Annotated in this window: 11 protein-coding genes; 5 read left to right on the forward strand and 6 right to left on the reverse strand. The window is 62.9% G+C overall.

Annotation, left to right across the window (positions count from 1 at the left end; all coding sequences use genetic code 11):
* Positions 1-2,757, reverse strand: coding sequence for a DNA methyltransferase (locus tag C7446_RS02220; RefSeq protein ID WP_121170842.1), 2,757 nt, complete (start codon positions 2,755-2,757; stop codon positions 1-3).
* A gap of 139 nt (positions 2,758-2,896) precedes the next feature.
* Here C7446_RS02220 and C7446_RS02225 point away from each other — a divergent pair, with 139 nt between their 5' ends.
* Positions 2,897-3,160 (forward strand): HD domain-containing protein, encoded by a 264-nt coding sequence (locus C7446_RS02225; RefSeq protein WP_245977622.1) that lies wholly within the window; start codon positions 2,897-2,899, stop codon positions 3,158-3,160.
* A gap of 396 nt (positions 3,161-3,556) precedes the next feature.
* On the opposite strand, the gene C7446_RS02230 is transcribed toward C7446_RS02225, so the two are convergent.
* Positions 3,557-4,258: a GntR family transcriptional regulator gene (locus C7446_RS02230; protein ID WP_121170844.1), complete on the reverse strand. Its 702-nt coding sequence runs from the start codon at positions 4,256-4,258 to the stop codon at positions 3,557-3,559.
* 244 nt (positions 4,259-4,502) lie between these two features.
* Between C7446_RS02230 and C7446_RS02235 the strand changes: the two genes are divergently transcribed.
* The 4 genes from C7446_RS02235 (at position 4,503) to C7446_RS02250 (ending at position 9,104) form a co-directional block, all read left to right on the forward strand.
* Positions 4,503-5,912 carry an NAD(P)H-dependent oxidoreductase gene (locus tag C7446_RS02235; protein ID WP_121170846.1) on the forward strand — a complete coding sequence of 470 codons (1,410 nt, stop codon included), beginning with the start codon at positions 4,503-4,505 and terminating at the stop codon, positions 5,910-5,912.
* 89 nt (positions 5,913-6,001) lie between these two features.
* Positions 6,002-6,970: a Bug family tripartite tricarboxylate transporter substrate binding protein gene (locus C7446_RS02240; RefSeq protein WP_245977605.1), complete on the forward strand. Its 969-nt coding sequence runs from the start codon at positions 6,002-6,004 to the stop codon at positions 6,968-6,970.
* A 101-nt stretch (positions 6,971-7,071) separates the two neighbouring features.
* A complete protein-coding gene (locus tag C7446_RS02245; RefSeq protein ID WP_121170848.1) occupies positions 7,072-7,572 on the forward strand; it encodes a tripartite tricarboxylate transporter TctB family protein in 501 nt (166 codons plus the stop codon).
* 41 nt (positions 7,573-7,613) lie between these two features.
* Positions 7,614-9,104, forward strand: a complete 1,491-nt coding sequence (locus C7446_RS02250) for a tripartite tricarboxylate transporter permease (RefSeq protein ID WP_121170850.1) — start codon at positions 7,614-7,616, stop codon at positions 9,102-9,104.
* 45 nt (positions 9,105-9,149) lie between these two features.
* Here C7446_RS02250 and C7446_RS02255 read toward each other — a convergent pair whose 3' ends face one another.
* The 4 genes from C7446_RS02255 to biuH form a co-directional block, all read right to left on the reverse strand.
* On the reverse strand, positions 9,150-10,151 hold the full coding sequence (locus tag C7446_RS02255; protein ID WP_121170852.1) for a formamidase: 1,002 nt from the start codon (positions 10,149-10,151) through the stop codon (positions 9,150-9,152).
* Entirely contained in the window at positions 10,148-11,617 is a 1,470-nt protein-coding gene (locus tag C7446_RS02260; RefSeq protein ID WP_121170854.1) for an amidase, read from the reverse strand. Before C7446_RS02260 ends, C7446_RS02255 begins: the two co-directional genes overlap by 4 nt.
* A 33-nt stretch (positions 11,618-11,650) precedes the next feature.
* A complete protein-coding gene (locus C7446_RS02265; RefSeq protein ID WP_121170856.1) occupies positions 11,651-12,937 on the reverse strand; it encodes a purine-cytosine permease family protein in 1,287 nt (428 codons plus the stop codon).
* A gap of 64 nt (positions 12,938-13,001) precedes the next feature.
* The gene (biuH, locus tag C7446_RS02270) at positions 13,002-13,697 is read right to left on the reverse strand and encodes a biuret amidohydrolase (protein WP_121170858.1); all 696 of its coding nucleotides are present in this window, start codon (positions 13,695-13,697) and stop codon (positions 13,002-13,004) included.
* Positions 13,698-13,712: the final 15 nt, after the last annotated feature.

Raw genomic sequence — 13,712 nt, forward strand, 5'->3', positions numbered from 1 at the left:
TTACGCCTCCACCCGGGTTTTGGGAGTGCGCGTCGTCTTGCGTTTTTCGACGGCCGATTTGGCACTCTTCTTCTCGGCGGCGATCAGGGTTTCATAGCGCGCCAGCAGATAGGTCTGGCGCTCCGCCATATCGCGGAAGGGTTTATCCCGATACAGCAGCTCAACGGCGACATCGAGCGCCTGATGAGCGGCCAGCAGGTCCTGTGGCATCAGGTCAGGATCGTAAAGCTCTGCCATGGTGCTGCCGGGATGGCATTCCCGGGCCAGCAGCACGTTGCGGCCCAGACGTTCAATTTCAGCCTTCTGCGCGTCGGTGGCATCCGGCCAGGGGAAGGTGTTGTAAACGATGGTGGCGGAGTAGCGGTAACGGCTTTCCAAACGACCGCCCACCAGACGCAGCCAGTCCATGTGCAGGCGCGTTGAGAGAATAGCGAAGTCGTAATGCGTGCCGTTGGGAATGATTTGTACAGCGTCATTTGCTATTACATCACTATTGAAAAAACCAACAGGGGCATAATAGCGGCGCTCGGATGTCACTCGGGGCACCAAAATATAGCTATCTGGATTATTCAGGTCCCTGAATTGGTGGGGGCGCTCGGCGAGCTTCCTTGTTCCCGCATCGCTGCTTAAAAGCCTCTTTTCACGAACTTGCTCAACAAGATTTTTTACTGCTGGCATAGCTTCTATGTCATCAGCATGAGCATCGGCCAGCCACAGGCACCAACGCTCCTTACCTTTGATGAATTCATCAGCGCCTATTAGTCTTCTAATCCAGCGCTGTGCTGAAGGCTCAATGGCAAGTAAGGCATCACGCTCGTCAGTAGTCATGAGCAGATAACCACCATCGTTAGGCATATTGCCAAAAAGCATCGGTCTAGCACCTTTCAAGAAGGACTTTCTGCTTTCAGAAATGACCGTATTGCTTCCTCTAACCAAGTAAGGGCTAATATTATCTACAGTCTCTTTATGCCACTGATCGTTTACTTTTTTATATATGCTTCTTTCTTTCTCATGATGCGTCAGCCCAACAACAATGACGTGCACGCCAGCATTTTTCTTTGCGCTATTGCTCCAGCTAAAAGTCTGGTAAGCGAAACTTATTTTAGTGCCTTGTCGGATAATTGACGGCCAAAGCAGGCTAGCTTGCTTCCCTTGACAAAGGGAGTTGGTCGAGACGAAGGCAGCTTCAGTTGAGCCGGTACGACAATAGTTAGCCGCTAGATAGAACCAACAGGCCACGTAATCCAGAGACTTGTATTTTTTGATGGCTTGACCCAGTACTGATTTCATCTCAGAAAGCTGTGCGTTACTACGATTACCGTGTCCAATAAAAGGAGGATTTCCGCAGATATAGATTTCGTAATCTTCATCTCGGGGGCAGATTGCCTGCCAGTCTTCTAACAAACTATTACCCAGCACCAGATTGCCGGATTGCTTGAGCGGCAGTGTGGGCTCGGCGTGGCCGAACTCCGCTCTGAAAGCCATGTTCATCTGGTGCTCGACCAGCCACATCGACAGGATCGCGATTTCATGGGCGAAGTCGTCAATTTCGATGCCGTAGAACTGGCTCAGCCGAATGCCGCTCATGAACATTTCGTTCTGTCTGGAGACTTTCTCCAGCTCACGAAACACCGCCATTTCCAGTCGTCTTAGCTCCTTGTAAGCGATGATCAGGAAGTTGCCGGAGCCCATGGCCGGGTCAAAGATGCGCAGACGTGTTAACCGAATCAGTAGTGCCTGAAGACGCTTGCGATTGCCACGAGCGCTTTTAAGCTCACTTGTGAGCTTTTCCAGAAACAGCGGCTGAATCACTTTCAGAATATTGGGCACGCTGGTGTAGTGCTGTCCGAAGGCGTCGCGGCTCTCTTCATCGACCACGGCCTGAAACATCGAGCCGAAAATATCCGGGTTGGTTTGTGACCAGTTGAGCTGGCCACACTCAATCATCATGCGTCGTGCCTTGGCGCGGATGCTTGGGACCGGTAGTTCCTGTGCGAAAAGGCCGCCGTTCACATAGGGGAACTGCGCCAGATGCGCTGGCAGGGTCGGGGCGCGTTCTTCCAACGGCTGGTTGAGCACGCGGAAGAGAGTAGTCAGTAGCTCGGGCAGTTCGTCACCATCTTCGCTACTGGCCTCAGCGATCAAGCGAGTAAAGGTGCCTTTGTCGAAGATCTCGGTGTCTTCCGCGAAGTAACAAAACAGCAGGCGAGTCAGAAAAACGTTGAGGGAGTGAAGCTGGTCGGGTGTCTGAAATTCGTTGCTTTCACGCAGGCGCTCAAAGAGCTTGCCCATCTTGGCGGCTGCCTTGACGTCGGCACTGGCCTCGGGATATTTCTCGACACGCTCAAGCCCGGCCATGGGCGCAAAAAAGAGATAGTGTCCGGGCAGGTCAGCAAAGGCGCACTCGATGCGCTCATCCGTTTTGCTATCACGTGCAGTGAACTGCTCAAAATCGGTCACGATCTGGAAACGGGTCTTGTGTCGGGCGACCAGATCATCATCTGCCAGCCTTTGAAGCGCTTCATGAACGCTTTCCCCGACGTTGGGCGGCATGAAGTACAGCCAGTTCTTGAGCCCTACATGTCCCTCTGCCTGACGTGTTGCCACGTTGCGGCTGCTACCGGTGCGTAGCTGGGTGATGGTTGCCTTGGGGAAGCCATAGGCATCAAGGAAGGAATAGATGAAGTCTTCATGACTGGCGCCACTTGCCGTTGCGGCTGCCAGAGCTTCCATGCAGTGAACCTGGTTGAACGCCATTTTGTGCCCCTGAATAATGTAACTAAAGTTTTCTTTAGATTTCAGGTTGCAACGGCTTTAAGATTGAATAACTTTAGGCAATTCTGCAGTTATTTTTTAATCGCATAAAAATCAAATGCTTATAATACTCTGACTGTGCATTCAACCAACGCCATACCGGGAGCCCAATGAACATCGAACGACTCGGCAACGGGCTGGCGTTTTTAAAGGAGGCCGAGCGGCTCAAGAGCGTGCTGCGCACGGCGTAACCACCACCGGGCGGCAGGAGGATACGGCGGCGCATACGTGGCGGCTATGTCTGATGGCGATGACGTTCGAGCGCGAGCTGGCGCCGCTGGACATGACGCGCATTCTGGAATTCTGCGTGTTGCACGATCTGGGTGAGGCGATCCACGGCGATTAGCTCGGCATAGGTGAGAAGCGGTGAGGCCATGGCGCCTGTCTCGCCGGTATCGTGCTGCCGTCATGCTGATCAGTCTCCCAGGTCCGTAACTTGCCCGGGAGGCCGATTTCCCGTGCAAAGGCTTCAAGCGCTGTCCGTGCAACGGTCTGTGCGTCCATGGTGGCCTTCTCTGTCCATTATTTACAGACGATCATTAATAATGGACAGGTATAAAAAATGGACATCAAGGTGGCATCACCTATCGAAGATGACCACTTGGGAGCGATCGCCACGAGAGGGGAACATGACACGCTGTTGCATGCCCGGGCGGCCGGTGTAGGTCGCCCCCGGGCCTGCAGTCAGGCGGAGGCGCTCGGGCTCGCTATAGTCGGATGATGAAGCCCCGGATCAGCCGGGTCATGCCTCCGACTGATCCGTGGCATCGGGTGCGGACGCATCGGCGGCGCCGGCATACTTGAACCAGGTCTTGCCCAGGTGGTTGCGCAGCTCCTTGCCCAGCCGCTCGCTGTCGCGGGCCTCCAGTGCCGCCATGATGGCGTCATGCTCGACCATGGCGTTGTGCCATTTTTCGGTACTCTGATTGGACAGATAGCGCACCCGGTAGAGCTGCCGGCTGATGTAGCCGTGCATGTCGACCAGTGAATTGTTGCCCGAGAGCGCCACGATCCGGTTGTGGATCGATTGGTTGAGGCGGAAGTAGTTCTGCCGGTCCTGCCGCAGGAAGGCGGCCTTCATCTCATAGTGCAGCGCCTGTAGCTCGGCGATGTCCTGTTCGGTGGCCCGGTTGCAGGCCAGGGGCGCCGCGGCCTGCTCCAGCACGCTCAATACATACGCCTTTTCCTGCATGTCCGCCGGGCTGACATCGGCCACCACCGCGCCCCGGTTGGGCAGTATCTCTACCAGTCCCTCGGCGGCCAGCGTCTTCAGCGCTTCGCGCAGCGGCGTCCGCGAGACCTTCAGCTCCGCCGCCAGCCCCCGCTCGGTCAGGCGCTGTCCCGGCTGAAACCGATCCATCACGATGTGTTCGCGCAGATAGCTGGTCACCCTGGTCACCAGCCCCTCCCTCGAAGCGGAAGCGATCTCCTCGAGTGTTGTCATCCCTGCTGCTCCGCGTGTTCTGGAATACCATCCAGCTTATCAACAAAGGTCCAGGATCGGCCATGGTTAAAATAATCCATTAATATCAATAACTTGAAATGATCATGGCGCCATGGAGACCAAAGTAGTAATGATCGGGCCCGGGGCATTGATGGTATACCATTTGAAAAGTCGCCGGATGCTAGCGTCAGCTTGCGGGTCATCACGGCGATTTCACCGGATACAGGGAATGGGATTATAGCGCATGAATTATCAGAGCTACTTCGCCACCGATACCGTCGTCGAGGCCTGCGTTGCCGGCGCCGGCGACTTCGGCACCGGGGTGATCGGCCAGTCGCTTGAAATGAAAGCGTTATCCGTGCGGGTCGTGGTCGATGTCGATGCCGGACGTGCCCATCAGGCGCTGCGCCGGGCCGGGGTGGCCGAGTCCCTTATCCGCGAGTGCCACGATCGCGAGAGTGCCCTGCAGGCTTGGCACGAGGGATACTTCATCGCGACCGGCGAGCATCGGGTGGCCCTGGCGCTGCCCTTCGATATCCTGGTCGAGGCCACTGGTATACCAGAAGTTGGCGCCCGGCTGGCACACGAGGCGATTCAGGCCGGCAAGCATGTCGGCATCGCCACCAAGGAGACCGAGTCGGTCATCGGCCCCTGGCTGACCTGGCAGGCCCGCGAGCGCGGGCTGGTCTTTACCCCCCTGGACGGCGATCAGCCGAGCCTGCTGATCGGCCTGATCAGCTGGGCGCGCACCCTGGGGTTCGAGATCATCGCGGCCGGCAAGAGCAGTGAGTACGATTTCATCCGCCACCACGACAGCGAAACCGTGACGAGCAACCACCGGACCCATGAGGCGACCGGCATTGCCGACTGCTGGCCACTGGATGCGCACGAGGTCTCGACAACGCTGGCGGGCCGGGCCGAGGCCACCCGGAGCATCGTTTCGGTGTCGGTACCGGATCTGTGCGAAATGACCAACGTGGCCAATGCCACCGGGCTGATGCCGGATCGTCCCGAACTGCACGCGCCGGTGCTGCGCATTCCCGAGGTGCCCAGCGTGCTGGATACGCGCGAAGAGGGCGGCATCCTGCAGGAGAGCGGCAGGCTGGAAGTCTTCAGCTGCCTGCGCTTCGATGACGAGGTCAGCTTTGCCGGCGGGGTGTTCGTGGTCATCCGCTGCGACGAGTCGAAGGGCTGGTCGCTGCTGCGTGACAAGGGGCATGTCATGGGCCGCAACGGCAAAAGCGCGATGGTCTATCTGCCGCGTCATCTGCTGGGCTGGGAGGCGCCGATCTCCCTGCTCGATGCGGTGCTGCACGGCATGCCTTCCGGCGGCGGCGATGCTACCGCCCCGCACCTTGACCTGGTCGCGCGTGCCACCCGCGATCTGCCCGCCGGCCATCGTTTCGAGATGAGCGGTCACCACCGCGTCATCGATGGGCTGCGTCCCGAAATGCTGCCGGCCCAGCCCATTGATGATGGGGGCCGTGCTCCCTTCTACCTGCTACCGGATGCCGTGCTCGCACGCCCCATTGCCGCCGGCGAGCCGATCCCCTTCGATGCCCTCGAGATCGCTGCCGATACCATGCTGCTGCGGCTGCGGCGAGAGCAGGATCGGCATTTCTTCACCACCTGCAGCACCGGTGTTACTGCCTGAGGCCTGCGCCTTGGGTGATCGGGCATCAGTATCGGGGTGCCTGGGTCCCGAGAAAGTGCCATGAACATTCCCGGAAGGAGCTTGATGACATGTCCGATCGAAACACATTTCTTGCCTTTGGCATGGCCGGGGTACTCGCGGCCGGCACTCTCGCGGCCAGCGCCACGATGGCGGCCGAGGATAACTTTCCCGATGGCAATATCACCTTTCTGGTGGCGGCCGGCGCCGGCGGTGGCACCGACAATTTTGCCCGCACCATCCAGCCGCTGCTGGAAGAGCGGCTGGACACCACGGTCAACGTGATCAACCTGCCCACCGCCTCGGGCGCCATTGCCCACCAGCGTACCGCCAGCGGGAAGGCGGATGGCCGGACCCTGGATTTCGCCTCGAGCACCCTGGTCACCTCGCTGGCCGCCGGACAGAATCCGACGGGGCTGGATCAGCTGACGCCGGTCGCCAGAATGCAGTCCGACGTGATGGCGCTGGTGGTGAATCCGGACAAGTACGAGGATCTGGAAGCCTTCATGGAGCATGCCCGGGAGCAGCCCGGCGACACCGTTATCGGCGGTACGGCAGCCGCCAGCCCGGACAAGATGGCCTTTCTCGCCTTTCAGGATGCCACCGGGCTCGATCTGAGTTTTGTGCCCTACGATCAGGAAGGCAGCACGGCGGCCAATGTGCTCAGCGGCAACATCGACGGCATGTTCAACGAGATCAGCTCCATTACCGGTTACACGGAGTCGGGCAAGATGAAGCCGATCCTGTTCTTTGCCGAGCAGCCGCTGGAGGGTTTCTCCGAGGTACCCACCACCGTCGGGCAGGGCTGGGATCTGACCAACGGCAATGAGCGCGGAGTCTTTGTCAGCGCCAAGACGTCACCGGAACTCGTCAACCGGCTGGAGAGCGCCCTGCACGAGATCTATCAGTCGGATCAGTACCAGCAGTACGCCGAACGGGTGCATCTCGACTACCGCGACGGGTGGATGGGCAGTGATGCCTATCAGCAAAAGCTTCAGCAGGACCTGAAACAGTACAGAACCCTGCTCAAGCAACAATAGGTCTTGCCCGGGAGCCTGGTCACGGATGATTTCGATCAGGCTCCGAACCTACGCCTCGAACGCTGAATGACACGGCTTCGAGTGCCTGAGGGGAATCGCCGATGAGAATTCCGACCCTGATCTTCAGTGGCTGCGTGTTCGCGGTCAGCGCATTTCTGGCGGTTCTGGCGCTGGGGCTGCCGGGCTCCGATGAGGTCTCCACCTTCATCGGGCCCCGTCTGTGGCCGCTGACGGTGCTGGTGATCACCATGCTGTTGTCGATCCTGCTCGGCCTGCGCACGCTGGCCGCCGGCCGAAACGCCGGGGAGACCGCTGGCGAGGCAGAGGAGCGCGCAGCGGCACCGAAGGATGATACCGGGGCTGACGAGGCCGAGTCGCCCGCCCGCTCGCGTAGCCGGCACTGGCTGCTGCTGGCACTGGTCATCGCCTGGACCGTTGCCATGGAGTTCGTCGGCTTTGCGACCGCCACGGTGCTCTTCGCGGCAGTGGCCACCTGGCTGCTCGGCAACCGGAATGTGCTGTCGATCGTGGTGACCACTGTCGTCAGCCTCGTGCTGGTGTCGGTGGTCTTCAACGAGCTGCTCAATATCCCCCTTCCCTGAAACGGTCCATCGGTCCGGATGCTGTTCAACGAGGCGATGCCATGCTGGAAAGTCTATTGAACGGGCTGGCTGTGGTGCTCCAGCCCATGAACCTGGTAATTCTTCTGTCAGCGGTCTTTATCGGATTTGTCGGCGGGGCACTGCCCGGGCTGAGCGGGGTGATCCTGGTCGTCATTCTGCTGCCGGTGACCTACGGCATGGACTCCACCAGTGCGTTCATGCTGCTGACCGCCATCTACGCCTCGACGGTCTTCTCCGGGCTGATCACCTCGATTCTCTACCGGGCGCCCGGCACGCCCGAGGCAGTGATGACCTCGTTTGACGGCTATCCCATGACCCAGAAGGGGGAGGCCGGCAAGGCGCTGGGCATCGGCATTCTGAGCTCTGCCATCGGCGGCACCGTGGGCACCGTCGCCCTGATCGTCTTTACGCCGCTGCTGGCGTCGGTGGCACTGCAGTTTTCCTCTCCGGAGTTCTTCGCCCTGGCCGTGCTGGGGCTGACGGTCGTGGCCTCGCTGGGGAGCGATCTGCTGCTGGGGCTGATCGGGGCGATGATCGGGCTGTTCATCGCCACGATCGGCATTGACCCCGTGACCGCCACCAGTCGCTTCACGTTCGGCAGCCTGAATCTGGCCAGCGGCATCAATCTGATCCCGATCATCGTGGGCATGTTCGCCATCTCGGAGGTGCTGAAGCGTGCCGGCGAGAACTCATCGCACAAGGCGATGAAGGAGTTCCGCATCCGCATCTTCGACGGTGCCGTGCTGAAGAAGATTCGCACGACCCTGGCGCGCTCCTCGCTGCTGGGGGTGGGCGTTGGCATCCTGCCGGGCATCGGCGCCAGTACCGCCGCCATGATCAGCTACAGCGAGGCGGTACGCTGGTCCCGGCATCCCGAGTGCTTCGGCAAGGGGGAGGCCAACGGCATAGCGGCGCCGGAGGCCGCCAACAATGCGGCGGCCATGGGCGCGCTGGTGCCCCTTTTCGCGCTGGGCATCCCCGGCAGCGGCACCACCGCGATCATCCTGGGGGCCTTCGTCATGCACGGCCTGCAGCCGGGGCCGACATTCATGAGTGCCAACGGCGAGCTGATCTATGCCGTCTTCGTCGGGCTGCTGATCGTCAACCTGATGATCCTGGCCTTTGCCAAACCCTTCATCGCGGTCCTCTCGCGGCTGCTGAATGTGCCCTATGCGGCGCTCGGGCCGATCATCATCATCTGCTGCGTGGTAGGCACCTATTCGGTGCAGAACTCCATGTTCGATGTCTGGCTGATGCTGGGCTTCGGGGTGGCCGGTTATCTGCTGGAAAAGATCAACTTCCCGCTGGTGGCGATCATCCTCGGGGTGGTGCTGGGGCCGATCGCCGAAAGCGAGTTTCGGCGCTCGCTGGCGATGTCGCAGGGGGACCCGATGCTGTTCTTTACCCGCCCGATCAGCGCCACCCTGCTGGCGGCGGCCATCGGCATCGTGACGCTGACCCTGCTGGCACCGCTGTGGAAGCGCCATCGCCGCCGGGTCGCGGCAGCCTGAGGCTGCCGGGGGCGGTGCGGGCAGCGGCGGGCCGCTGCCCGGGCACTATCCGGCAGACCTGTCCCCGGCCGGGGGTGGCGGCGCAAAGCCGCACGGGGTGCCATCCGTGACGCTGACCCGGTCCTCCCAGGGGAGCCGGTAGCGCCCGGCGACCAGATCCTGCATGTAGGTGTAGGGGCAGTCACCGGCGCCGCCGGCCACCGCCACGTAACCGCGATGCCCCAGCTGGTAGATGTTGTTCTCGACCCCCCAGTGATGGCGGGCCTCGTCGATCAGGTCCGGGCGGATCTCGGCGGTAATGATCTCGTCCGGCTGATTGCCGCCCTCCACCAGCGGGACGCCATCGAAGTTGACGATCGAGCCTTCCCCCATCGAATTGAAGGTGCCGTCCGTGCCGGCGAGGCAGACATTGGCGGTCGCCATCAGGTTGCAGAAGGCATTGGCCTGGTTGGTGATGCGCCAGGCGTGCCGGATCGGCGCGGTATAACCGGCGGTGCGCAGCGCAACATGTGCCCCCTTGTAGGCGCATTCGCGGGCCATCTCCGGGAACATGCCGTCATGACAGATGATCAGCGCGAGTCTGGCGCCGTTGGGGCCGTCGCAGACCGGGATGCCCAGGTCGCCGGGCGCCCAGGGCTCGACCGGTACCCACGGGTGCAGCTTCCTGTAGTGCAGCCGCAGGCCGCCCTGGTCGTCGATGATCAGGCCGGTATTGAAGGGGTTGCCCTCGGGGTTGTACTCCATGATCGAGAAGCAGCCCCAGATGGCGTGCTTGCGACAGGCCGCCCGGAACTGCTCGACCTCCGGGCCATCCACCCGACACATCAGCTCATCCCGGGTATCCATGGAGAGCCCGTGCAGGCAGTACTCCGGAAAGACCACCAGGTCCATGGCGGGGTTCTGCCGGCGGGCCTTGCCGACCAGTTCGCAGACCCGGCGGGTCTGCTGCGCCAGCTCTGCCGGGGTTGTGATGCTCGGCAGCTGCAGCTGGGTCATGCCGATCACGACACCGCTGCTCGACCGATTGAGTCCGCCCAGACCGCTCATGATGAGACTCCCTGCGGGGTTGAATCTGGTGGTGTGGCACAGAGTGCGGGCCATTGCGCGGCCCAGGGGGCGGCCTGCTCATAGGCGGCGGCCGCGGCCAGCACGCAGCTGTCATCCAGATGCCGGCCCACCAGCTGCAGGCCGACCGGCAGGCCATCCCCGGTCCATCCGGCGGGCACCGAAGCGGCCGGCTGGCCGGTCATGTTGAAGGGGAAGGCAAGGGAGAGCCACTGGGTGGGAGAGACCATGCGCCCCTCCACCCTTTCAGGGCCCTGGGTGTGAATCGCAAACGGCGGCACCGTGAGGGTGGGGGTGATCAGCAGATCGTAGTCCTGCATCAGACGGCGCATCCGGTTGTAGAGCGCCTGGCGCATCCGGTTGGCCGTGGTGATGTCCTCGGCCCGCCAGGGGTGTGCCAGAAAGGCGGTCAGGTGCGGGGACATCTCGTGACCGTGGCGTGCTGCCAGTGCCCGCATGCCCTCGAGATCGGTGTTGCCGGCCACCAGCCCCCAGAAGGTCTCGAAGGGGTCCTCCCAGTCGGGGGTGACGCTCTCGACGTGACAGCCCAGTGCCCGTTCGAACACGCTCGCGGCCCGGTGGACCAGCCGGCGCACCTGCGGGTCGACGGCGGCATAACCGAAATCCTCGCTGTAGGCGATCCGCTTGCCGCGGAATCCCTGACCGATGGCGCCGTGCCAGTCGATGTCATCGGGAATCGAGAGGCGATCCCGCGCGTCGGGCCCGGCCATGACCGACAGCATCAGCGCACCATCCCGCACGCTGCGGGTCATGGGGCCGATGTGTTCCAGCGTCTCCCAGCTCGACAGGCCGGGATAGCGCTCATCCCGGCAGCCCGGATAGAGCGGCACCCGGCCCATGGACGCCTTCATGCCGAACAGGCCGCAGTGCGCCGCGGGAATGCGCACCGAGCCGCCGCCGTCGCTGCCCACCGCCAGCGGCGTCATGCCGGTCGCCACGCTCACCCCCGAGCCGGCGCTGGAGCCGCCCGGCGTGAGTTCGGGCTGCCAGGGGTTGCGGGTGGTCTCGAAGATCGGGTTGTGGCCGACGCCGCTGTAGCCGAATTCGGGCACATTGGTCTTGCCGATCATGATGGCCCCGGCGGCCTTGAGCCGTTCGACCACCACGTCATCCTCCTCGGGCACGAAGTCACGATAGGCCGGGGAACCGCCGGTGGTGCGCACGCCCCGCGTGGCCACCAGGTCCTTGATGGCGACCGGTATGCCGGCCAGCGGCCCGGGGTCCTCGCCCTTCGCCAGCTGCTCGTCGACGCGGGTGGCCTCCGCCAGAGCCTGATCGGCACTCAGGGTACAGAAGGCGTGCAGCCCGCCATCGAGCCGTTCGATGCGCTCGAGGGCCGCCCGGGTCATCTCCCGGGCCGACACCTGCCGACTGCGGATCAGTTCGAGTCGGGCCGTGGCGTCCAGCTGCCAGAGCTGTGTGGTCATGAGGTCATCTCCTTTCCCTGCAGGGAGTGGGGGTCATTCCGCGCCCGGGCGGGCGCCGACGGGGCGGGTGGCCAGGGCGCCGGCAATCAGCCAGTAGGCAGCGCCGCCGGCCAGCATCGCGACCACTGCCACCGAGAGCTGGGGCAGCCAGAGATTGACCCCGGTGGCCGCCACGATGGCGATCCCCCAGCCGCCCAGCGCCGCCGGCGGGTTGGCCTCAAGCGTCAGACCGTTGCGCAGGAAGTGCGCGATCATGACCCCACCGATGCCGGGCACCACCACGCCCAGCAGGCTCAGCCACTGGATCAGCAGATCCCAGACCCCGGCGGCGGCGGCCACGGTGCCGATGGCGCCGAAGAGCACGGTCATCACCCGGAAGCGCTGGCCGGCGATCTCGCTCCAGCCGGTGGCGGCGTTGTAGAGACAGTGCATGGTGACCGAGGCACAGTTGACCACGAAGAAGGCGGCCGCCACCGGCACCAGCCAGCCCGCCTGATCGGCAACCACGGCGGCAAAGTTGCCATCGCTGGCGGTCCCGGCCGCGGTGACGATGGCGCCCAGCGTCATGGCAACGCCGTTGGCGAGGGGGAAGGCACTGGCCGTGGCGAGCACGGCGTGGGTCGGATTGCGCGCCCAGCGCGTGAAATCGGCGGTCAGGGTGCCCGAATCGATGAACAGCGAAATGACCATGGTAATGGCGACACCGATGCTCAGGACGCTGGCACCGCTGCTGCCGGCATAGCCGACGATGGCGCCCCACTCATGCTGCGAGAGGGTGATGGCAACGGCGGCAATGCCCATGAGCACGAAGAAGGGCACCGAGACGGCGCCCACCACGCTCAGTGCCCGCACGCCCATCATGGTCAGGGCGGTGAACAGCACCCCGGCGGCCAGACTGGAGAGGGGCGCGGACCAGCCCAGCATGTCCTGCAGCCCCTGACCGGCGAGGCCGGTCTGAACCGCGAACCAGCCCACGACCAGCGTGGAGAGAAAGCCCGACACCAGCCTGGCGGCCGATGGGCCGAAGACACCCCGCGAGAGCAGCGAGAAGGAGCGGCCGCTCCGCGCGGCAATCGCGCTCTGGATGCCGACATAGCCGAACAGGATCAGATTGCCGAGCACGATGGCGAGCATGGCCGTCGTGAAGCCCAGTGCCTGGGTCAGCTGGCTGCCCAGAAAGGCCCCGGTCACGACCAGCGGGAAGCCGATCCACACCAGGGTCACCGACAGCAGGGAGTGGCGACGGCTGTCGGGCACCGGTTCATGTTCGAACTCGTTGCCGGAGTGCTGCGGACGATCCGGAGAGGATGATGCGGTCATGAGCTGCTCCTGTGTCATTGTCGTTGTCATGGTGGTGATCGGCGGGGCGCCGGGCGCCCGGGGGTCAGTCGGCGTCCAGCGCACTCAGCAGCGCCGCTGAGGGGGCGGTGGCGCCGAAGATGCCGCCCTGCATGTTGATCATGGTGATGGCGGCTTCCTTGTGGCGGGTTTCGGTGGCGGCGGTGCAGTCGGTCAGCATCAGGCACTCGAAGCCGCGATCGTTGGCCTCGCGCATGGTGGTATGCACGCAGACATCGGTGGTGATGCCGGCAATGATCAGATGGGTGCGCCGGCAGGTGTGCAGCACGTGTTCCAGGTCGGTGGCGTAGAATGAGCCCTTGCCGGGCTTGTCGATGACGATCTCGCCCGGCATCGGCGCCAGCTCCGGGATGATCTCCCAGCCCGGCTCGCCGCGGGTCAGCACCCGTCCGCAGGGGCCGGGCTCGCCGATGGTGGCGCCGGTCTGCGCGCTGCGCCATCGCTTGTTGGCCGGCAGGTCGACCAGCTCCGGGCGGTGGCCTTCCCGGGTGTGAATGATCATGGCGTCGGGGTGCCGGCGCATTGCCGTCAGCACCCGGGTCAGGGGCTCCACCGGAGCCCGGGTCAGCGAGAGGTCGTAGCCCATGCGATCGACATAGCCTCCCGGGCCGCAGAAGTCGGTCTGCATGTCGATCACGATGAGCGCCAGGCGATCCAGCGCGACTTCGCCGTCAAACGGCCAGTGGTAGGGGCGGGCATTCAGGGAAACGGTTCGGGTCATGCAAGGCTCCATACA

Origin of the sequence: Kushneria sinocarnis (assembly GCF_003633775.1) — a bacterium.
Lineage (GTDB): Bacteria > Pseudomonadota > Gammaproteobacteria > Pseudomonadales > Halomonadaceae > Kushneria > Kushneria sinocarnis.

Coding starts and splice junctions, on each gene's coding strand:
- C7446_RS02220 (WP_121170842.1), bottom strand. CDS start 2,757: ATGGCGTTCAACCAGGTTCACTGCATGGAAGCTCTGGCAGCCGCAACG.
- C7446_RS02230 (WP_121170844.1), bottom strand. CDS start 4,258: ATGACAACACTCGAGGAGATCGCTTCCGCTTCGAGGGAGGGGCTGGTG.
- C7446_RS02235 (WP_121170846.1), top strand. CDS start 4,503: ATGAATTATCAGAGCTACTTCGCCACCGATACCGTCGTCGAGGCCTGC.
- C7446_RS02240 (WP_245977605.1), top strand. CDS start 6,002: ATGTCCGATCGAAACACATTTCTTGCCTTTGGCATGGCCGGGGTACTC.
- C7446_RS02245 (WP_121170848.1), top strand. CDS start 7,072: ATGAGAATTCCGACCCTGATCTTCAGTGGCTGCGTGTTCGCGGTCAGC.
- C7446_RS02250 (WP_121170850.1), top strand. CDS start 7,614: ATGCTGGAAAGTCTATTGAACGGGCTGGCTGTGGTGCTCCAGCCCATG.
- C7446_RS02255 (WP_121170852.1), bottom strand. CDS start 10,151: ATGAGCGGTCTGGGCGGACTCAATCGGTCGAGCAGCGGTGTCGTGATC.
- C7446_RS02260 (WP_121170854.1), bottom strand. CDS start 11,617: ATGACCACACAGCTCTGGCAGCTGGACGCCACGGCCCGACTCGAACTG.
- C7446_RS02265 (WP_121170856.1), bottom strand. CDS start 12,937: ATGACCGCATCATCCTCTCCGGATCGTCCGCAGCACTCCGGCAACGAG.
- biuH (WP_121170858.1), bottom strand. CDS start 13,697: ATGACCCGAACCGTTTCCCTGAATGCCCGCCCCTACCACTGGCCGTTT.